Source organism: Micromonospora sp. RTP1Z1, assembly GCF_033804685.1.
Taxonomy (GTDB): Bacteria; Actinomycetota; Actinomycetes; order Mycobacteriales; family Micromonosporaceae; genus Micromonospora.
Window position 1 is genome coordinate 36525 of sequence record NZ_JAPFQV010000011.1, and the last position, 18712, is coordinate 55236.

Sequence of the window (18712 nt, forward strand, 5' to 3'; positions counted from 1 at the left end):
CGGGTGTGTGCCCCGGACGGGCCGCCTGGTGTACGCACCTGGGGACGTCGCCACCTGGCGACGACGACGTCTCCTCGGTCGGGCCGGACAGCCCGCGACGACCGGCCATGTGCCACCCCGGCGCCATCGAGACGCCGACGCGGCCCTGGCCCTACCGCCCCGACCACTGGCACTCACGGTATGCGAGTGCCAATAACCTGTTTAGCACTCTCACCTGCCGAGTGCAAGCACGATGCCGCCGCTCAGCCGAGTTCCGCCGCCAGTCGGGCGGCATTCACCGGGCCCTCGTGGGCTCGCTGCTCCGCGTACGTGGCGAGCAGCCCGACGAGCTGCGCCAGGTAAACCGGGACGAGCAGCACGGCGGCCAGCACGGCCACCGCCACCGCGCCCGCCGCCGTGCCCGGAGAGTCCATCGGGTGCGCGCCGAACGGCAAGTGGCCGACCGTCTCCAGCACGACGCCGACCAGGCCGCCGACGAGCAGCGCCACGGCGACCAGCGCGACGCGGCCCAGCACCATGCCGAACCGCTGGTGGAAGATCCGGAAGGACCGACCGATCGGGTTGTGCCGCTCGAAGAGGTAGACCGGGCCGATCAGGGCGAGCGCGAAGGCCACATAGAGCCCCGGCAGCAGACAGAAGCAGGCGCCGACCCCGATGAGCAGCGAGGCCAGCAGCGTCCAGCCCCAGAGGCCGAGCATCCGGCGCAGCCCGTAGCGGAACGCCGGGCCGAGGCCGACCGGCTCGCCGGCCGCCTGCCGGGTGACCACCCAGGTCCCCGCCGCCCAACCCAGGCTCTGCAACGGGCCGAGGATCAGGCTGGCGGCGAGCACCGCGCCGTAGAAGATCAGCATGTCCTGGCCGTAGCCGTCGGGCAGCACCGGGGCGCCGTCGGCCGCGGTGGCCATCTCACCCGAGGGAGCGAGGGCGAGGGAGAGCACCGAGGTCACCGCGGCCGGCACCGCCTGGGTGAGCAGCATGATCGGCACCAGCAGGCGCCAGCCGCGACGCACCGCGCCGGCGCAGCGGGCGAACCAGCCGCCGATGCCCGCGTGCGGCGGGGTGACCAGCGGATCGTTCGGATCCCAGCCCGGGTCCACCGGATACCAGCCGGACGGCTGGCCGCCCGGGTACGGGCCGGGGACGTACGAGCCCGGGTACGGGCCGGGGACGTACGAGCCCGGGTACGGGCCGGGGACGTACGAGCCCGGGTAGTACGGGCCGGCGGGCGCGGGGCCGCCCGGGGTCGGCCAGGCCCACCCCTGCGGCTGCCCGGCCGGGTCCGGCACCGCGGGCCCGGGCTGCCCGGGGCCGCCCGGCGCGGCGAACCCCGGGTCACCGGGTGACGTCGGGGAAAGCGGCTCGACGGGACCCCACGGGGGCTGGTCGGACATGAACCCTCCTCAGCAGCGATGGCTGGAACGGCTCATGATCTTCCACGGTGCGCGCCCGCACCGCAGCCCCTGATCACCGGCGGCGACGGCCGCTGGTGCGACGGCGCGGCCGGTCGGGGCGTACCAGCCGGGCGGCGGCGGGATCAGGCGATGACGCGGACGCGCTCGGCCTGCGGGCCCTTCTGCCCCTGGGCGATGTCGAACTCGACCCGCTGGCCGTCGTCCAACGCCTTGTAGCCGTCCATCTCGATCGCGGAGAAGTGGACGAAAACGTCCTGCCCGCCGTCGACGGCGATGAAGCCGTAGCCCTTCTCGGCGTTGAACCATTTCACGCTGCCCTGTGCCACGGTGCACTTCCTCACTCTGCGGCGTTCCTCAACCCCCGGACGCCGGCCGAGCCCGCGCCCGGACCACCGTTTCGGCGATCGGCGACGGCCGCTGAATCGGTGACCGAAATCGCACGCTACACGAGGCGTGACGGCGGCGCACGACCACAAATCGGGCATATTCGGGGCAGGATCGGACCCGGTACGACATGGACGTCCGTCACTCCGGTATGCATGCGGCATGACGAGCGCGCCGACCACGACAGCCACCCGGACGGCCACCGTGCGCCGGGTCCGCCCGGAGGATGCCGCCCGGATGCGGGCGCTCCGGCTCGAGATGCTCGCCGACGCGCCGCTCGCCTTCCTGGAGACCGTGGCGGAGGCCGCCGCCCGCCCGCACGCCGACTACGCCACCAGGATCGCCGCCGTGTCGCACGGCGCCGCGACCGCCCAGTTCGTCGCCGACCCCGGCGGCCGGTTCGTCGGCCACGCCGGCGGCACCGTCACCCCGGACGAGCCCGGCCTCACCGTGATCTACGCCATCTATCTCACCCCGGCCCGGCGGGGCAGCGGACTGCTCGCCGAACTGGTCGACGAGGTGGCCGCCTGGTCCCGCGCGTGCGGCCGGCCGGAGCTGATGCTGGAGGTGGTGGTCGGCAACGACCGCGCCTACCGCGCGTACCAGCGGCTGGGCTTCGTCGACACCGGCGTACGCGTCCCGCACCCGAAGATCCCGACGCTGCGCGAACTCCAGATGCGCCGCCCCGCCTGAGCGGACGGGCCCCTCCCGGCCGGAAGGAGCCCGTGCCGCGCGGTCAGGCGTGCCGGCGGCTCTGCACGATGCGGAACCGGTTCGCCACGTACGCGCCGTCGGTCAGCGCCGCGTTGGCGGCCGGGTTGGCGCCGCTGCCGTGGAAGTCGGAGAAGGCCGCCGACTGGTTGACGAAGACCCCGCCGGTCAGGTTGCAGGACAGGTGCACCCCGACCTCGACCGCCGCCGCCTCAGTTGCGTCCAGCACCGCCTCGTCGGTCGAGTAGACGGCCGCGGTCAGCGCGCCCTTCTCGCCGACGGTGGACCGCAGGATCTCCAGGCTGTGCGCGGTCGAGTCGGTCGCGATGGCGAACGAGATCGGCCCGAACCACTCCCGGCCGTAGGTCGCGGTGTCGTCCGCCGCCAGCTTGACGATGGTCGGCGTACGGACCACCGCGTCCGGGTGGGCCGGGTGCTCGACCGTACGCGACTCCAGCACCGACTCACCGACCTTGGTGACCTCGTCGAGGCGCTCCAGCACCCCGTCGTTGACGATCGCGCCGGTCAGCTCGACCCCGCGGGCCGGGTCGGCGGTGAGCTTGCCGACCACCGCGGCGATACCCGCCGCCACCTCGTCGAAGCTCTTGTGCCCCTGGTCGGTGGCGATGCCGTCCCGGGGGATCAGCAGGTTCTGCGAGGTGGTGCACATCTGGCCGCTGTAGAGGGTCAGCGTGAAACCCAGGTTGCGGCACAGCCCGGCGAAGTCGTCGGTGGAGTCGATCACCACCGTGTTCAGGCCGGCCTTCTCGGTGTAGACCGCGGCCTGCCGGGCGTTGGCCTCCAGCCAGTCGCCGTACTCGGTGGAGCCGGTGAAGTCGACGATCTTCACGGCCGGGTGCAGAGCGAGGGTGGACGCGAGCTTCTCGCCCGGTCCTTCGGGGGCCAGCAGCACCAGGTTCGGGTCGAAGCCGGCCTCGGCGAGCACCTCGCGGGCGTACTTCACGGTGACGGCGAGCGGCAGCACCGCGCGCGGGTGCGGCTTCACGATCACCGGGTTGCCGGTGACCAGCGAGGCGAAGAGCCCCGGGTACGAGTTCCAGGTCGGGAAGGTGTTGCAGCCGATCACCAGGGCGACGCCGCGCGGCACCACGTGGAACGTCTTGGTCATCCGCAGCGGGTCGCCCTTCCCGGCGGCCTTCTCCCAGCCGGCCGTTCCCGGGTGCCGGGTCATCTCCGCGTAGGCGTAGGCGACCGCCTCCAGCGCCCGGTCCAGCGCGTGCGCGCCACCGGCCTGGAAGGCCATCACGAAGGCCTGGCCGGTGGTGAACTGCACCGCGTTGGCCAGCTCGAAGATGTGCTTGTGCAGCCGGTCCAGGATCTCCAGGCAGACGCCCGCCCGGGCCTGCGGGCCGGCGTCCCGCCAGGCCGGCAGCGCGACCGTCGCGGCACCCACCAGCTGGTCGGCGGCGGCGTGCGGGTAGCGCACGTTCAGCTCCAGCCCGAACGGGCTGGCCTCGGTGGCGACGGTCCCGCCGTCGCCCGGCTGGGCGAGGGGGAAGTCACCGTTCAGGTACGCCTCGAAGGCGGCGTGGCCGTCGGCGGCGGCGGTCTCGCCGTACACCCGGGGGCTCGGCGACTCGGGGTAGGCGGACCAGTACCCGCGCTCCGTGATGGCGGTCAGCGCGCGGTTGAGGGTGTCGGCGTGCCTGTCGTACAGGGGGTGCGGGGTCTCCGTCATGCCGCCATCATGCAACAGAAAGCCCCGCGATCAGTAGGGCCGTGTCACAAGTCAGATCGTCAGCTGCCAGTCCGTCCAGGCGTCGACCGGACGGAAGCCGAGCTGCTCGTTGATCGTGATCATGTGCCGGTTCTCGGCGGCGTTCCAGGTGTCGATCACCCGCAGCGCCGGCTCGTGGTGGAGCACCCAGCGCAGGTTCTCGACCTTGGTGAGCAGGCCCAGCCGGTGCCCCCGGTGCGCCGGGTCGACGATGGTGATCTGCTGGAACGCGTGCCAGTCGGCGCTCGGACCCAGGTCGATCAGGGTCCAGGCGACCACCTGGCCGCTCGGCTCATGCACCGCGGTCACCCAGCAGCCGCAGGCAGTGCTCGTGCAGGGCCCGGCCGATGCCCCGCCGCCGGTACGCCGGATGCACGACCAGGTCGACGGTCGAGTTGTCGGTGTTGTCCAGCTGCGGGAGGCGCAGCCCCAGGTAGCCGGCCGGCGTCCCGTCGAGCCGGGCCAGCGCCCAGCGCGGCGCGTTCCCCGGCATCGGGTGGCGGACGACGGCGTCGAAGCGCCGCCGGCAGAGGGGCGGGAAGTCCGGCAGGTCGGCCTCGTTGGCCGCCGCGCCGATCCGGTACGCCTCGTCGATCGCGGCCCGGTCGGCGGCGTCGAACGGCGCGATCGTGATGCTCATGTCAGCGAGGGTGCGCCTCGAACGGCGATCGGGGCCAGCGATTTACGCTGGCCCCGATCGCGACGTTGGTCGGGAGGGACGATCGCACAACGCCTCCGGCGTTGGGTCGTAAGAACTTGAAAAGTCTCCGGCGAAACGCCCTCCCGCACGGAGCATCTTGCGCCGTCCGAATCCTGCCGTCAAGTCCTTAGCGGCGGGTTTTCCACACTCACAGCGAAAAGCCAGTTACCCGGCGGATCCGCCCGATCCCCCGTCCGGGCGATCCCCCGTCCCCCACCCGGCCCGCCCGCGGGACGGCGGGCGGCACGGACGGGCGGAGCTCAGGAGAGGAGGCCGGCGTCGCGGGCGGCGCGCAGCGAGGGCTTGATGCGGTGGGTGGGGCCGACCTCGGCGGCGACCGCGTCGATGGTCTTCAGGCCCTCGCCGGTGTTGAAGACGACCGTCTCCGCCACAGGGTCGAGCCGGCCGGACTCCACGAGCTTGCGCAGCACCGCCACGGTCACCCCGCCGGCGGTCTCGGCGAAGACGCCGGTGGTCCGGGCGAGCAGCCGGATGCCGGCGCGGATCTCGTCGTCGTCGGCGTACTCCATCCAGCCGCCGGTCCGGCGGACGGCCTCCAGGGCGTAGAGGCCCGCGGCCGGGTCGCCGATGTTCAGCGACTTGGCGATGCCGGTCGGCTTGACCGGGGTGATGGTGTCAGTGTCGGCGTGCAGCGCGGTGGCGATCGGGTTGCAGCCGGCCGACTGGGCACCGAACACCTTCCAGCCGCCGGCGGGCGCCTCGACCAGGCCGATCTCGACCAGCTCGGAGAACGCCTTGTCGATCTTGGTGAGCAGCTCCCCGCTGGCCATCGGGATCACCACCTGCGCCGGGATCCGCCAGCCGAGCTGCTCGGCCACCTCGTACCCGAGGGTCTTCGACCCCTCCGCGTAGTACGGCCGGACGTTGACGTTGACGAAGGCGGTGTCCTCGAACTCGTCGGTCTCCACCAGCTCCCCGCAGAGCCGGTTCACGTCGTCGTACGAGCCGTCGACGGCGACCAGCTCGCCGCCGTACACCGCGGTGGTGACCACCTTGCCCTGCTCCAGGTCACTGGGGATGAAGACCACCGAGGGCGCCCCGGCGCGGGCGGCGTGCGCGGCCACCGAGTTGGCCAGGTTGCCGGTGGAGGCGCAGGCGTACCGGGTGAAGCCGAGCGCGCGGGCGGCGGTCAGCGCCACCGACACCACCCGGTCCTTGAACGAGTGGGTGGGGTTCGCGCTGTCGTCCTTCACCCAGAGCGGGGCGCTGATGCCCAGCTCGGCGGCGAGGTGCGGCGCGGCGACCAGCGGGGTGAGCCCCGGGTCCACGGTCACCCGGGTGGCCGGGTCCTGGCCGGCGGGGAGCAGGGCCGCGTACCGCCAAAGGTTCTTCGGGCCGGCCTCGATCTGCTCCCGGGTGACGGTGGCGAGCGCGGCGGCGTCGTAGTCGACCTCGAGCGGGCCGAAACACTCGTAGCAGGCGTGCTGGGCGGCCAGCGGGTAACGCGCCGAGCAGGCGCGACAGACCAGGGCGCGGGCCGGGCTGAGGGTGGTGTCGATGCCGGGGGCGGCGGGAAGCGTCGACGTCATGTCGAGGAATTCCTCTCATCTTTCCCCGCATCGCACCCTGCGGCGGGGACGGAATTGGCACCTGCCCGCTCCTCGCTCGTCGTCGAGCGTGCGGGTGGTTGCCGGGGCGTCGTCGGGCCGTATCCCTCAGCCCCTCTGGATGAGGTATGCAGTTGTGCCGCCGAGTCTATGCACTTGCGCCGCGCCTGCCGAGCCGGCTTCCCACGGTGTGAGCCACCCCCGCTCACCAGCGCCAAGATCCGCACGACGGGCAGTGGGGGCCTCCTCCGCCGGCGGATGCCCCCACTTCCCGGAAGTTGCAGCCCTGCTCGCCTCAGCGCGCCACCACGGCGATCGGGTCGACGACGGCCGGCCGGTCGGTGACCGCCACGGGGACGGGCCCGGCGGCGGGGGCGGTGGCGGCGCGGGCGCGGGTGGCCAGGTTGGCGGCGATCAGGGCGGCGATGGTCAGGGCCGCGCCGACCAGCTCCACACCGCCCGGCCGGTAGCCCCGGGCGGTCTGCACCACGAAGGTGGTCACCGGGACCAGGTTCATGAAGAGGGCGGCGTCGGCCGCGCCCAGCCGCTGCACCCCGGTGTTCCAGGCGAGCACCGCGAGGACGGCGGCCACGAGCACGGCGTACGCCAGCTGCGGGGCGACCGCGACGAGGTCGGCGGTGGCCGGCACGTGCTGCCAGCCGGCGAGATCGGCGGTGAGGCTGACGGCGAGCATCGCCGCCGTGCCGGCGACCGCGGTCAGCGTGGTGTAGCGCAGCGGGGACCAGCCGGTGAACCGGCTCGCGCCGTGGGTGTAGACCGCCCAGCCCAGCACCGCGCCGACCATCAGCAGCCCGCCGACGCCGAACTGGCCCAGCCCGTCGAGCCGACCCTGGGTGATCACCAGGCCGACGCCGACGAGGGCGAGCAGCGAGAACCCGAGCAGCACCGGGCGGGGGCGCACGCCGTCCCGGACCCAGCGGACGAGCTGGGTGACCAGCGGGGTGGTGGCGGCGAAGAGGGCGATCTGCTGCGGGGCGGCGTGCCCGAGCGCCAGGTTGGTCAGCACGTTGAACCCGGCGAAGCCGAGCACGCCGAGCGCCACCAGCTCGACCGCCCGACCGTCGGCGCGCAGCGCGGTCAGGCCCTCCCGGGCCAGCAGCAGGGCGAGCAGGACGGCGGTGGCGAGGGCGTACCGGGCGGTGGTGAGGTTCAGCGCGTCGACCCGGGTGAGGGCGCTTGCCAGGACCGGGAACATGACTCCCCAGCTGAGCACCGCGAAGAGCGGGAAGACGGCGTGACGAGAGCGCATCACAGCTCCAATGTTCGAGTATCGTCGAACCAACGGCACCGACTGTAGGAGCTGGTTCGACGAAAGTCGAACAACGGTTACGCTGGTCACATGGAGCTGCACGAACCCGAACTGCGCGACGTACCGGTCACCGCCTTACTCGCGGCGCTGGCCGACGACGTACGGCTGCAGATCGTGCGCGCCCTCGCCGAGGGCGGCGAGTACGCCTGCGGCACCTTCGAGTTCGGCGTGTCGAAGGCGACCCGCAGCCACCACCTGAAGGTGCTGCGCGAGGCCGGCCTGACCCGGACCCGGGTCGCCGGCACCAGCCGGTACGTCCGGCTGCGCCGCGACGAACTGGACCGCCTCTACCCCGGCCTGCTCGACGCGGTCCTCACCGTCCCCACCCGCTCCTGACTCGCGCGGCACGCGGGAGGCGGCAGGTCGATCAAACGGTGACCGGCGTCAGCTGGTGATGTCCTTGCGGGTGAAGCGCCAGAAGGCCAGCCCCCAGAAGAGCGTCGCGTAGCTGATCGCCGAGATGGCGCCCCGGACCACGTCGTCGGTCTGCACCGGCGTGGACAGCAGCCCCAGCCAGGCGCTGCTGTAGTGGGTCGGCAGGAAGGCGCGCAGGCCGCCGAGCGCGGTGATCTGGTCCAGGATGCTGGAGAGGATCCAGAGCAGCACCGCGCCGCCGACCGCGCCGAGCGCCGCGTCCGTGGTCACCGAGAGCAGGAACGCCAGCCCCGCCACCACCAGCAGGACGACCGCCAGGTACCCGAGGACCGCCAGCAACCGCAGCAGCCCCTCGCCGGGCGCCAGCTCGGCGGAGACCTGGCTGCGCAGCGGCGACCAGCCGTACCGGAGGGTGCCGGCGAGCAGCGCCGTGCCCGCGAGCAGCAGCAGGGCCAGCGCCGAGTACGCGAGCGCGACCAGCAGCTTCACCGCGAGCAGCCGGGCCCGGGGCACCGGGATGGCCAGCAGGTAGCGCAGGCTGCCCCAGCTCGCCTCGCTGGCCACCGTGTCCCCGCAGAACAGCGCCACCACCACGACCAGCAGGAACGACGCCGACACGAAGATCGAGAAGAGGGTGAAGTTGAGGCCGCCCGAGGTGGCCAGGTCGACCAGGCTGCCGAACTCGTTACGCCCGTTGTCCTCGTTGCCGCCGGAGTTGAACTGGAACGCGACCAGGATGATCAGCGGCAGCAGCACCATGAACCCGAGCGCCAGCTGGGTACGCCGGCGCGACGCCTGCCGGCGGAACTCCGCCCCGAACGGCAGGGTGGCCGACGGCCGGTAACCCGCCGCCCCGCCCGGGCCGACCGCGCCCGCCAGATCCGACCGGCCGCCGCCACCGGCGCCGACGGAAGACGACTGAGCCATCACCGGTCCCCGCTTCCCCGAGAGTTCTCGCCCACCAGGGCGAGGAACGCGTCCTCCAGGCGGCGCCGGGGCACCACCCGGTCCACCCCGATGCCGGCCCGGACCAGCTCGGCCACCACCTCGCTGCGCGCGGTGCCGTTGGTGTCCACCACCAGGCCGCCGTCGCCGTCGGGCAGCACCCGGACCCCGTGCAGCCGGCCCAGCACCGTCCGCGCGGCGTCCGGGTCGGTCACGTCGAAGAGCACGCTCGGCGAGTCGCCGACGATCTCCTCGACCGGGCCGGACGCCACGATCCGGCCCTTGTTCACCACCACGGCGTGGGTGCAGGTCTGCTCCACCTCGGCGAGCAGGTGGCTGGAGACCAGCACCGCCCGGCCGTCGGTGGCGTACCGCTGGAGCACCCGGCGCATCTCGGCGATCTGTGGCGGATCGAGGCCGTCGGTCGGCTCGTCGAGCACCAGCAGCTCCGGCAGGCCGAGCATGGCCTGGGCGATGGCCAGCCGCTGCCGCATGCCGTGGCTGTAGTTCTTGGTCCGCCGGTGCACCGAGGAGCCCAGGCCGGCGATCTCCAACGCCTGGTCGAAGTGCGCGTCCTCCCACGGCCGCCCGGTCGCCCGCCAGTACGCCTTCAGGTTGTCCAGGCCGGACAGGTGCGGCAGGAAGCCCGGCCCCTCCACCAGCGCGCCGATCCGGGAGAGCACCGGCGAGCCGGGCACCAGCCGGTGCCCGAAGACGTAGATCTCCCCGGCCGTCGGCTGGGTGAGCCCCATCAGCACCCGCAGGGTGGTGGTCTTGCCGGCGCCGTTCGGGCCGAGCAGGCCGACCACCTGGCCGGGATGCACCTCGAAGTCCACGTGGGAGACGGCGACGAAGCCGTCCGCGTACTCCTTGCGGAGCTGGCGGACGGCGAGCGGGATGCCCGCGTACTCCGGGTGGACGGAGCTGTCCTGGCGGCGGTGCCGGCGGCGGGCGACCAGAACGACCACGACGAGCCCGACCGCGACGGCGGCGAGCAGGCCGGCCAGCACCCAGCGCCAGATCGTGGCCGTGGTGGGGATCGGCTCGCCGTCGACGGTCGGCAGGGTCAGCGCGCCGCCACCGGGGGCGACCGTGTAGACGGTCGGCTCGGGTGGCGTGGCGTACGCCTGGTCGGAGGTCGCCACGACGACCCGCAGCCGGTGCCCGGCCTCGATCCGGCGGACGATCGCCGGCAGCGTGACCGGGACGGGCTGCGCCGCGTCGATCGTCTTCGGCAGGCCGGTGAGGCGGACCGGGGCGACCAGGCCGTCGGGCAGCGTGGCAGCGCCGTTCGGGTCGACGTCGTAGAGCTTGACGAAGAGCACCGCCTCGCCGGTCGGCGACGCCGCCCGGACGGCGAAGGTCGGCGCGCCGACCACGTCCACCGCCGCGTCGAGCGGCGCGGACTCGAACCGGGCGTGCTGGCCGGGTATGTCGCCGGCCACCCCGTCCAGCAGCGAGCCCAGCGCCCCGGCGAACGGCACCGCGGAGATGGCCGCCGGGTTGCCGTTGGGCGGGTTGGCGATCTGCTGGGCCGGGCCGGCGACCTGGACCTCGCGGCGGGCATCGCCGGTGACGCCCGGATAGTCGGCGGTGCGGTAGCCGGTGGCCACCAGACCCCGGTCGAGCGCGTCGAAGCCGGCGATCCGGGAGAAGGTGAAGCCGTCGCCCGGCGCCGCGCCCTCCCCCTTGACGTAGTGGTCGAGCCACTGCGCGGTCAGGAACTTCACCCGGTCGGAGTCGCTGGTCGGCCCCGCGCCGCCGTCGTGGCCGCCGGTGAACCAGGCGACCCGCACGGGGGTGCCGGCGGCGGCGATCCCCCGGGCGTTCGCGTCCGCCTCGGTCAACGGGAAGAGGGTGTCCGCCTCCCCCTGCACCAGCAGGGTGGGCGCCTTGATCCGGTCGAGCACGCCGGCCGGGGAGGAGCGGCGCAGCAGGTCCACCGCTTCGGCGTCGGCCCGGCCGGTGGTGGCGATCCGCAGGTACGCGGCGCAGACGTCGGCGGCGAACCGGCCGCAGGACGGGTCGGCGGCGCCGGCCGGGGCGCGACCGGAACCGGTGCCGGGGCCCCCGCCGGGCTGCGGGCTGGGCGCGCCGGCCGACGCCGGCGCTCCTTCCGGCTGGGCGGCGGTGGTGCCGGAGATGCCGGCCGGCCCCGAGCCCGTGGAGCCGCCGCCACCGAAGAAGATGCCGGCCCAGCCCTTCTTGAACACGCCCTCGGTGGGCGCCTTCCCGGTGTTCTCCGGCAGGAAGGCGCGGGAGAGGTCGTTCCAGGTGATCATCGGGACGATCGCGTCGACCCGGGGGTCCTGGGCGGCCAGCAGCAGCGCCAGGCCGCCGCCGTACGACCCGCCGACCACGCCGACCCGGGGATCCCCGGCGGCGTCGGTCCGGATGTCGGGGCGGGCGGCGAGCCGGTCGAGCAGGCGCTGGGCGTCCCGCACCTCGTAGTCGGGGCTGTCCAGGTGGATTTCGCCGCCGCTGCGGCCGAAGCCCCGCGCGGTCCAGGCGAGCACCGCGTAGCCGCGCCCGACCAGGTCCTCGGCGTCGGAGCGGACGGACTCCTTGGTGCCGCCGAAGCCGTGCGCGAGCAGCACCGCCGGGACCTTCCGGTCGGCGGAGGCGTCCTGCGGCAGGTAGAGCGTGGTGTCCAGGTCGACCGGCTGGTCGCCGGTCGCTCCGGATCGGACGGTCACCGTCGCCGACTCGGTCCGGAAGGCGGCCCGCTCCGGCCGGGCCACCCAGACGACGGCGGCCGCCAGGACGACCACCACCGACGCGGCGACGACGCGGCGTCGGCGGGTGGCCAGGGCACGCCGGATCCGCGCGGCCGACAGCGGTGATCTCATGCGGCACACGGTACGGCGCGGACCCTGAGCGTTCCCTGAGATCCGCCGTACGTCCATCCGGTTGCTCCGATCGGCGGGCGGGTCCGATCGACCGCGCAACGTCCAGAACATCCCAGCGAGTTGATTCGGATCACGTGAATTCACATGTAGCCCTATAAACCGGTTCCGATGCATCCATGACGCATGGCTCGCGAGACGCTGTGTGTCGACGAGGTCAACGAGACGTGACATCGCTCGAAGTGACGTGAAGCTGACTCAGCGACGGCGGTCACACCCCCGCGCGGGTCGACTAGTTTTCCGGTCCGGTGTATGGGACTGCATCGGCGACCCCCGCCACCGGAGGAGTCCCCCGCCGTCGCCGGAGGAGACAGACCATGACAGTCCCCGCGCCGCGGGTCCGTCGACGGCCCTCCCTACCGGGCCGTGTCCTGCCCTGCTGCTCGTCGCGGCCCTGCTGGCCCCGGTGGGGCTGCTCTTCGCCCAGACGCACCGGCTGACCGGGGACGACCGTGACCTGGCGACCCGGGAACGGCTCGGCGTGCAGTACCTGCGCGCCCTCGGCCCGGTCACCGAAGCGCTGGTGGACGCCCAGGCCGCCGCGGACCGCCCCGGTGGTCGGTCCCGTTGACGCCACCCCCGCCGACCCGTCCGCCGTCCGCGCCCTCGTCGAGGAGTTCCAGGCCGGGTTACGCCGCGCCGAGCGGAGCGCCACCCCGGTCGAGCCGACCCCCGACCGGCCCCGGCTGAGCCAGCGGGTGCCCGGGGCGAACCTGGCCGTCGCCCCGCCCCACGCGCCGGTCGCCAGCCAGCACCCCGGAGACCCGGCCGAGGTCCGCCACCTCATCACCGAGTTCGAGGCGGGCGTCGCCCGCGCATTGCGCGAAGTCGGTCCAGACCACCATCGCCACGAAGAGGAATCATCACGGTGACCAACCCCTTCCTGCACGACAACGTCGACCACCAGCACACCGGGGAACTCAGCCCGGAGGCCCGCACCTTCAACTGGCTGCTCGATTCGTTCACCTCCAGCACAGCCGGGGTGATGGAGGCGATCGCGGTCTCCTCGGACGGGCTGCTGATGGCGATGTCCGCGATCAAGGACCGGTCCAACGCCGAGCGGCTCGCCGCGGTGGTCTCCGGGATGACCAGCCTCGCCGGCGGCGCGGCCAGCTGGTACGCGCTCGGCGGCTTGAACCGGGTGATCGTGGACATGGCAGAGGGTTACCTGCTGATCACCGCGATCAGCAGCGGCTCGGTCCTCGGCGTGGTCGCCGACCGGTCGGCCAACCTCGGCACGGTGGCGTACGAGATGACCCTCTTCGCCGGCCGGGCCGGCGGCGCCCTGAGCCCGCGACTCATCGCCGAGCTGAAGAACGCCGTACAGCAATGACCCAGGAGGTGGCCGGCGAGGAACCCGACCCGGAACCCGACGTCCGGATCCGTCCCTACCTGCGGTCGCCGTCCCCGGCCGGCGAGCCGGCGCCCTCGGCCCCGCCGTACCCCGCCGACGAGGCCGAGGGAGACGCCGGACAGCCGGGGGGCCCGCGTCCGTTCGTGCTGACCGCCGGGCGGGTGGACGGGGCCGACCCGGCGATCGGGCTGGAGACCCAGGTGACCGCCCGGCTTGACCCCGACGTCATCCTGCGAGTGATTGATGGACTCCGTGCGATCTCCTGAATGGCCCGCCGCCGCGACCGGCGGGCTCGCCGCCAACAGCGCCGCCACCTGGTACGGCGTGCCGCCCCGGGCCCGGGGCGGCCGCCGGCCGGACCGCGCCGCCCGATCCCGGTGAAGATCCTGATCGCCGGTGGGTTCGGTGTCGGCAAGACCACCACGGTGGGTGCGATCTCCGAGATCGCCCCGCTCACCACCGAGGCGGGGATGACCAGCGCCGGGATCGGCGTCGACGACCCCGGCGTACGCTTCACCAAGACCACCACCACGGTGGCGATGGACTTCGGCCGGGTGACCATCGACCGCAGCCTCAAGCTCTACCTCTTCGGCACGCCGGGGCAGGCGCGGTTCGGCTTCATGTGGGACGACCTGGCCCGGGGCGCGCTCGGTGCGCTGGTGGTGGTCGACAGCGCCCGGATGGACGACTGCTACCCCGCGGTCGACTTCTTCGAGCGCTCCGGGCTGCCCTTCGTGGTCGGGGTGAACGCCTTCGACGGGCGGCTCGCGCACGACCTGGCCTCGATCCGGTGGGCGCTGGCGATCGGCGACCACGTTCCGCTGGTGCAGTTCGACGCCCGGGACCGGCTCTCGGTACGGGACGCCCTGCTGGTCGTCCTGGATCGCGCCTTGGACCGGGCGACCCGGGAGAATGGTGCCTGAACCGACCGTCGGTTCGACCCGTTTCATGGAAAGGGGTGGACGTGATGAGAGGTGATCTGGACGAGACCCTGGCCCGGCTGGCCCGCCGGGAGGAGGCGCTGCGGCGTCGCGCGGGCGGTCCGGGCGAGGAGGTCGCCGAGGAGGAGCCCGTACCGGCCGAGTCACCCCGGGACGGGCACGGCGCGTACCGGTTGCGGGGCGGAAGCCGCCCGGTCGACCGGGACCCGGTGGAGGAGGTGGCCGAGGCGGTACGCCGGGTGGTCGCCGAGCACCCCGGGCTGGTCGTCACCCTGCGCGTGGAGCACGACGGGCAGGCGTACCCGCTGCGGGTCTCCTCGGCCGGGCCGGACGTGACGGTCGGCGCGGAGGCGGCGGTCGCGCCGCCGCCGGCCTGGCCGATGTCGGTGAAGACCGTGCCGGCCCCCGGCCAGGACGGGCTGAGCGCGGACCCGGCGGCCCGGCTGGCCGAGATGATCCGGCGCGAACCGTCGCTGCTGGAGGACACCGGGCCGCTCTGACACCCACCGCCGCACGTGCACGCGCACGTGCCGCGACCGGCCCGAACGGAGATCCACCGGCCCGGAACCCGCTCCGGCTGCCCCGCCGTCAGTCCGTCGGCAGCAGCGGGCCCAGCGGGCCGAGGTCGAGGTTGAGGTCCTCGGGCGACAGCCCGAAGTACTCGCGGAGCTGGGTCATCTGCTCCTCGAGGGCCATCAACGTGGCCCCCACCCGCTCGACCTCCTCCTCGGTGAGGTCGCCGAGGTCGACCCGGCGCAGCGCCTGCCGTTCCATGAGCTGCCGCAGCAGCTCGATGACGGTGAGCACCAGGCTGGCCAGGCCGCGCTCGACCGAGTCGGAATCCACGGCGAGCCGGCGGTCCAGTGGCCGGACCCGGGGCGCCTCCCACCGCTGCTCCCCCAGCTCCGCCGCCAGGTCCGCCGCCTCGTCCCGGCCCCGATCCGGCCCGGTCATCGCATCTCCAACACGGATGTGCCGGCGTCGGCGGCGGGCAGCTCGGGCGGGGCGAGCGCGCCGACCGAGGCGATCAGGGCGCGGAGCGAGATCCGGACCAGGTCGATGTCGGCGATGGCGATGGTGATGTCGCCGCTGATCACCACACCGGTGGCCAGCACCCGGTCGAGCAGGTCGACCAGCGCCACCGGCCGGTAGGCCGACGGGTCGTCGGCGCTGCTCGGGGAGAGCGAGGTCAACGCCATGCGGGCCCCCGCGCGGCGGCCACCGCGGCGGTCACGCCGGCTCCCGGCGCACCGGATGTGCCGGCTCGGCCGACGGCTCGGCCACGAAGGAGTACGGCGGCCACGGGCCGGTCAGCTCCAGCCGCAGCTCCGGGTGCCCGTCGGCCAGCGCCCCGACCAGCTCCGAGAAGCCCGCCAGGCGGCTCCGGTCGATCAGGTACGCGCCGTTGAGCACCATCGCGGTGGCCGCGCCGGAGAGGCGCCGGTCCTGCGGGGCGTGCCGACGGGCGGCGACCGCGTACCCGGCGAGTGCGGCGTGGACGGTGGCGGCGGCGTCCGCGGCGATCCGCTGCCCCTCCTCCCGGGCGGTGAGCTGCGCCCGTCGCCGCCGCAGGTACGCCGCGCCGGCCCCGCCGCCGCCCGCGGGCTCCGCCGTCCCGGGCAGCGCGCCGGGGGCGACGTACCCCTTGACGCCCCACTCCTCGCGGCCGGTGAGCCGGGCCAGCGTGGCGGCCAGCTCGTCGCGGCGCTCGGCGAGCACCCCGGCCACCCGGTCGTCGTCGCGGTGCACGGTGGCGAGCCGGGCCGGCACCACCGCGCCGGCCCGCGACAGGGCGTCCACCACCGTGTGGTGGGTCCGCGCGGCCCGCTCCAACCAGGCCAGGTCCTCCAGGTTGCGGCGCAGCGCCGCCTCGCCGTACTCGGCCAGCGGGGCGGCGCTGACCACCGCGGTCAGGCCGGCGGCCCGGACCGCACGGACCGGGGCGCCGTCCATCCCGGCGACCCCGGCGAGCGTGGCCGGGTCGACATCGACGGTCACGCCGTGCAGCCAGACGCCCGTCCCGGTCTCCGGGGCGCCGTCCGCCGGCGTGGTCTCAGCGGTCGTACTCATTCCGCTCCTCCCGCTCCTCCCGCTCGGCCCGCGCGGCCACCCGGGGCCGCCGGGACGCCTCCACCTCCTCCGGGGCACGCGGCCCCGGCTCGACCGGCGGGCGGGCCCGCGAGCTGAGCCACGGGTCGTGTTCCCACCAGTCGATGCCGATCTGCCGCGCGGTGTCCACCGAGGCGATGACCAGCCGCAGCTTGAGGGTCAGCAGCTCGATGTCGAGCAGGCTGACCCGGATGTCGCCGGCGATCACGATGCCCCGGTCGAGCACCCGTTCGAGGATGTCGCCGAGGTTCGCCGGCTCGTTCCCGGCCGGCATGACCTGGCCGGAGTTCTGCACCACCGAGGGTGGCCCCGCCATCGTCATCTCAGCCCCCGTCGCCCTTGCCCCGCTGGTACCGGCGGGCCCGCCGGTAGCCGAGCAGGCTGCCCGTCATGTCCAGCTCCACCTCGTAGAGGCCGAGCAGGTCGGTGGAGGCGGGGATCCGGTGGTCCTCGACCACCTCCACCCCGACCAGCCAGCCGTTGTCGGTGGGCTGGATCGAGGTGATGCCGAGCGGGTCCTTGCCGGTCAGCCCGACGATCTGGCGCAGCCCCTCCCGGGCCGCCTCGGCGGCCGAGATCTCCTCGTACTCCTCCTCGTCGGCGGGCCGGTCGTCGTCGCGGGCGCCCCGGTCGCGCCAGTGCTCCCGGTCGCCGTCGCCGCGGATCCTTGCTGCCGTCATCTCAGTCCCCTCGCCCGCGGTCCTGGTCACCCCGTCGACCGGCGGTCCGCCGCCGCCCGGTTTCCCGCCCGGCCGGCGGCGGCCGGCGACCGGCGGCGCCGGGACGGGTAAGTCCCGCGCCGCCGGCCGGTGTCGTCAGCCGGTCCAGGACCTGCTGTTGTCCCCGGTCCCGCTCCTCCGGCGTGATGTCGCCGGCCGCCGCCGCCCGGTCCAGCTCCTCCAGCTCGCGCCGGATGTTGACCGGGTTGTGCTGCCGCGACTCCGCCTCCCGGGCGATCACCTTGACGATCGAGGTCAGGCCCCGCACCGGGGCGTACGGCAGGGTCAGCAGCCCCCAGAGGATGTCCATCTGCTCACCCCGCCAGCTGGTGCGCGCTGACGAAGTCGTACGGGGCGAGCGGACCGAGCAGCCGCATCCGGATCAGGTCCCGCCGCTGCTCGGCGAAGTCCTCGACCGCCCGGACGAAGTCCTCCTCGTAGTCGGTGGCGACCAGGAAGGCGACGTTCATCGCGTCGAGTTCGCTGCTCGGCGGGCGCGGCGCGTGCGCCACCGCGTACGGGGTGAGCGCGTCGATCAGCGCCCGGTTCTCCGCCTCCCGGCGCAGCTCCACCCCCTGGCTGATCATCTCGCCGAGCCGGATCCGCTGTTCCCGGCTCTGCACCTCGGGGCGGCCGCGCACCTGGTCGGCGAGCGCGGCGGCGGAGCTGTTCGCGGCGAGGAAGTCGCTGATCATCTCCTCCTCGTCGAAGCGGCCGTGCACGGTGTATTGCACCCGGTCCTCAAACTCGTCGAGAGCGGCGGCGAACCGGTCGTGGTGCGCCTCCAGCAGGTCCTCGACCGCGTCCGGCCCGGTCACCACCGTGCCGAACCGGACCGGCAGCACCGGTGCGACCGCCGCCGTCCCGTCCAGCAGCGTCTGGTACGCGGTCAGGTCGGCCGGGCGGCCCATCGGCTCCGTCAACCCAACCTCGCTGACCAGCGCCGCCAGGTCCCCGTGCCGGACCACGGTCACCGCGCCCGGCGGGTCGCCGACCCCTTCCGCGTCCGGGGTCGGCTCCACGTCGGACGGCACGATGCCGTAGATGAACAACCCGGCCTCGCCGGCCGGCTGCGCCTGCTCGTCGGTCATCTCAACGCTCCTCGTCCCGGCGTCGGCGTGGCCGCTCCCGCTCCCGGTCGGAGCCGCGGTCGCTCAGCGAGTCCGCCACCGCGCCGCTGATCTCCTGGGCGGCCTTGCCGAGGCCGGAGATCGCCTTGCCCTTGGTCGCCGCCCCGGCCGCGTCCCCCACCAGGTCGGGCAGCCCCTTCGTGCCCTTGGGCACGATGCTCAGCCGGTCGACCGCCTCGGCGAACCGCAGGTACGTGTCGACGCTGGCGATCACGATCCGAGCGTTGATCTCCAGCAGCTGGATGCCGACCACAGCGATCGACACCTGGGCGTCGATCACCACGCCCTTGTCCAACACCGTCTCCACCACGTCGGCGAGGGTGCCGCCGCCACCACCACCGCCGCCGGCTCCGCCGCGTTCCAGGGCGCTACCGCCCTGGCCGCCGCTCG

General features: G+C 73.9%; 20 protein-coding genes, 4 pseudogenes and 1 riboswitch. Of the genes and pseudogenes, 8 read left to right on the plus strand and 16 right to left on the minus strand.

From position 1 onward, the window contains the following. Positions 1-242 precede the first annotated feature (242 nt). Positions 243-1391 (minus strand): hypothetical protein, encoded by a 1149-nt coding sequence (locus SLP03_RS08460; protein WP_319459964.1) that lies wholly within the window; start codon positions 1389-1391, stop codon positions 243-245. Between the two features lie 143 nt (positions 1392-1534). Next, positions 1535-1738 (minus strand): cold-shock protein, encoded by a 204-nt coding sequence (locus tag SLP03_RS08465; RefSeq protein ID WP_319459965.1) that lies wholly within the window; start codon positions 1736-1738, stop codon positions 1535-1537. Positions 1739-1958: 220 nt separating this feature from the next. On the opposite strand from SLP03_RS08465, the gene SLP03_RS08470 reads away from it, so the two are divergent. Beyond that, entirely contained in the window at positions 1959-2489 is a 531-nt protein-coding gene (locus SLP03_RS08470; RefSeq protein WP_319459966.1) for a GNAT family N-acetyltransferase, read from the plus strand. A 43-nt stretch (positions 2490-2532) separates the two neighbouring features. Here the strand turns inward: SLP03_RS08470 and paaN are convergent, their stop codons facing one another. The 4 genes and pseudogenes from paaN to SLP03_RS08490 all read right to left on the minus strand — a co-directional run bounded on the left by paaN (position 2533) and on the right by SLP03_RS08490 (position 7783). Beyond that, the gene (gene paaN, locus SLP03_RS08475) at positions 2533-4206 is read right to left on the minus strand and encodes a phenylacetic acid degradation protein PaaN (protein ID WP_319459967.1); all 1674 of its coding nucleotides are present in this window, start codon (positions 4204-4206) and stop codon (positions 2533-2535) included. Positions 4207-4257: 51 nt separating this feature from the next. Then, positions 4258-4885: pseudogene (locus SLP03_RS08480) on the minus strand (N-acetyltransferase family protein). A 320-nt stretch (positions 4886-5205) separates the two neighbouring features. Next, on the minus strand, positions 5206-6495 hold the full coding sequence (gene thrC, locus SLP03_RS08485; protein WP_319459968.1) for a threonine synthase: 1290 nt from the start codon (positions 6493-6495) through the stop codon (positions 5206-5208). Between the two features lie 12 nt (positions 6496-6507). Next, positions 6508-6641, minus strand: a riboswitch (SAM riboswitch). A 167-nt stretch (positions 6642-6808) separates the two neighbouring features. Then, positions 6809-7783 (minus strand): DMT family transporter, encoded by a 975-nt coding sequence (locus SLP03_RS08490; RefSeq protein ID WP_319459969.1) that lies wholly within the window; start codon positions 7781-7783, stop codon positions 6809-6811. Between the two features lie 90 nt (positions 7784-7873). Between SLP03_RS08490 and SLP03_RS08495 the strand changes: the two genes are divergently transcribed. After that, entirely contained in the window at positions 7874-8179 is a 306-nt protein-coding gene (locus tag SLP03_RS08495) for a metalloregulator ArsR/SmtB family transcription factor (protein ID WP_319459970.1), read from the plus strand. Positions 8180-8227: 48 nt separating this feature from the next. Here SLP03_RS08495 and SLP03_RS08500 read toward each other — a convergent pair whose 3' ends face one another. Further along, on the minus strand, positions 8228-9145 hold the full coding sequence (locus tag SLP03_RS08500) for an ABC transporter permease (RefSeq protein WP_319459971.1): 918 nt from the start codon (positions 9143-9145) through the stop codon (positions 8228-8230). Further along, the gene (locus SLP03_RS08505) at positions 9145-12012 is read right to left on the minus strand and encodes an alpha/beta fold hydrolase (RefSeq protein ID WP_319459972.1); all 2868 of its coding nucleotides are present in this window, start codon (positions 12010-12012) and stop codon (positions 9145-9147) included. Before SLP03_RS08505 ends, SLP03_RS08500 begins: the two co-directional genes overlap by 1 nt. 463 nt (positions 12013-12475) lie before the next feature. Here SLP03_RS08505 and SLP03_RS08510 point away from each other — a divergent pair, with 463 nt between their 5' ends. From SLP03_RS08510 to SLP03_RS08535, 6 genes and pseudogenes are all read left to right on the plus strand, one after another. Then, complete coding sequence (locus SLP03_RS08510; protein WP_319459973.1) at positions 12476-12640, plus strand: hypothetical protein; 165 nt, start codon at positions 12476-12478, stop codon at positions 12638-12640. Next, a complete protein-coding gene (locus SLP03_RS08515; protein ID WP_319459974.1) occupies positions 12624-12941 on the plus strand; it encodes a hypothetical protein in 318 nt (105 codons plus the stop codon). The genes SLP03_RS08510 and SLP03_RS08515 overlap by 17 nt, the downstream gene beginning before the upstream one ends. Beyond that, positions 12938-13402, plus strand: a complete 465-nt coding sequence (locus tag SLP03_RS08520) for a roadblock/LC7 domain-containing protein (RefSeq protein WP_319459975.1) — start codon at positions 12938-12940, stop codon at positions 13400-13402. Before SLP03_RS08515 ends, SLP03_RS08520 begins: the two co-directional genes overlap by 4 nt. After that, complete coding sequence (locus SLP03_RS08525) at positions 13399-13689, plus strand: hypothetical protein (protein WP_319459976.1); 291 nt, start codon at positions 13399-13401, stop codon at positions 13687-13689. Before SLP03_RS08520 ends, SLP03_RS08525 begins: the two co-directional genes overlap by 4 nt. Beyond that, positions 13667-14346 (plus strand): annotated as a pseudogene (locus tag SLP03_RS08530) (GTP-binding protein). Before SLP03_RS08525 ends, SLP03_RS08530 begins: the two are co-directional and overlap by 23 nt. Positions 14347-14390: 44 nt before the next feature. Next, the gene (locus SLP03_RS08535; RefSeq protein ID WP_319459977.1) at positions 14391-14864 is read left to right on the plus strand and encodes a hypothetical protein; all 474 of its coding nucleotides are present in this window, start codon (positions 14391-14393) and stop codon (positions 14862-14864) included. A gap of 88 nt (positions 14865-14952) precedes the next feature. On the opposite strand, the gene SLP03_RS08540 is transcribed toward SLP03_RS08535, so the two are convergent. From SLP03_RS08540 to gvpJ (SLP03_RS31560), 8 genes and pseudogenes are all read right to left on the minus strand, one after another. Beyond that, positions 14953-15318: a gas vesicle protein K gene (locus SLP03_RS08540; protein ID WP_319459978.1), complete on the minus strand. Its 366-nt coding sequence runs from the start codon at positions 15316-15318 to the stop codon at positions 14953-14955. Then, the gene (locus tag SLP03_RS08545) at positions 15315-15563 is read right to left on the minus strand and encodes a gas vesicle protein (RefSeq protein WP_319459979.1); all 249 of its coding nucleotides are present in this window, start codon (positions 15561-15563) and stop codon (positions 15315-15317) included. The genes SLP03_RS08540 and SLP03_RS08545 overlap by 4 nt, the downstream gene beginning before the upstream one ends. Before the next feature lie 31 nt (positions 15564-15594). After that, positions 15595-16434, minus strand: coding sequence for a GvpL/GvpF family gas vesicle protein (locus tag SLP03_RS08550; RefSeq protein WP_319459980.1), 840 nt, complete (start codon positions 16432-16434; stop codon positions 15595-15597). A gap of 160 nt (positions 16435-16594) precedes the next feature. Continuing rightward, a pseudogene (gene gvpJ / locus SLP03_RS31555) lies at positions 16595-16747 on the minus strand (gas vesicle protein GvpJ); the annotation flags it as partial. 49 nt (positions 16748-16796) lie between these two features. After that, on the minus strand, positions 16797-17153 hold the full coding sequence (locus SLP03_RS08560) for a gas vesicle protein (RefSeq protein ID WP_319459981.1): 357 nt from the start codon (positions 17151-17153) through the stop codon (positions 16797-16799). A gap of 1 nt (position 17154) precedes the next feature. Then, the gene (locus tag SLP03_RS08565; RefSeq protein WP_319459982.1) at positions 17155-17502 is read right to left on the minus strand and encodes a gas vesicle protein GvpG; all 348 of its coding nucleotides are present in this window, start codon (positions 17500-17502) and stop codon (positions 17155-17157) included. Between the two features lie 4 nt (positions 17503-17506). Next, positions 17507-18283, minus strand: a complete 777-nt coding sequence (locus SLP03_RS08570) for a GvpL/GvpF family gas vesicle protein (protein WP_319459983.1) — start codon at positions 18281-18283, stop codon at positions 17507-17509. Between the two features lie 208 nt (positions 18284-18491). Continuing rightward, positions 18492-18686 (minus strand): annotated as a pseudogene (gvpJ, locus tag SLP03_RS31560) (gas vesicle protein GvpJ); the annotation flags it as partial. Positions 18687-18712 lie beyond the last annotated feature (26 nt).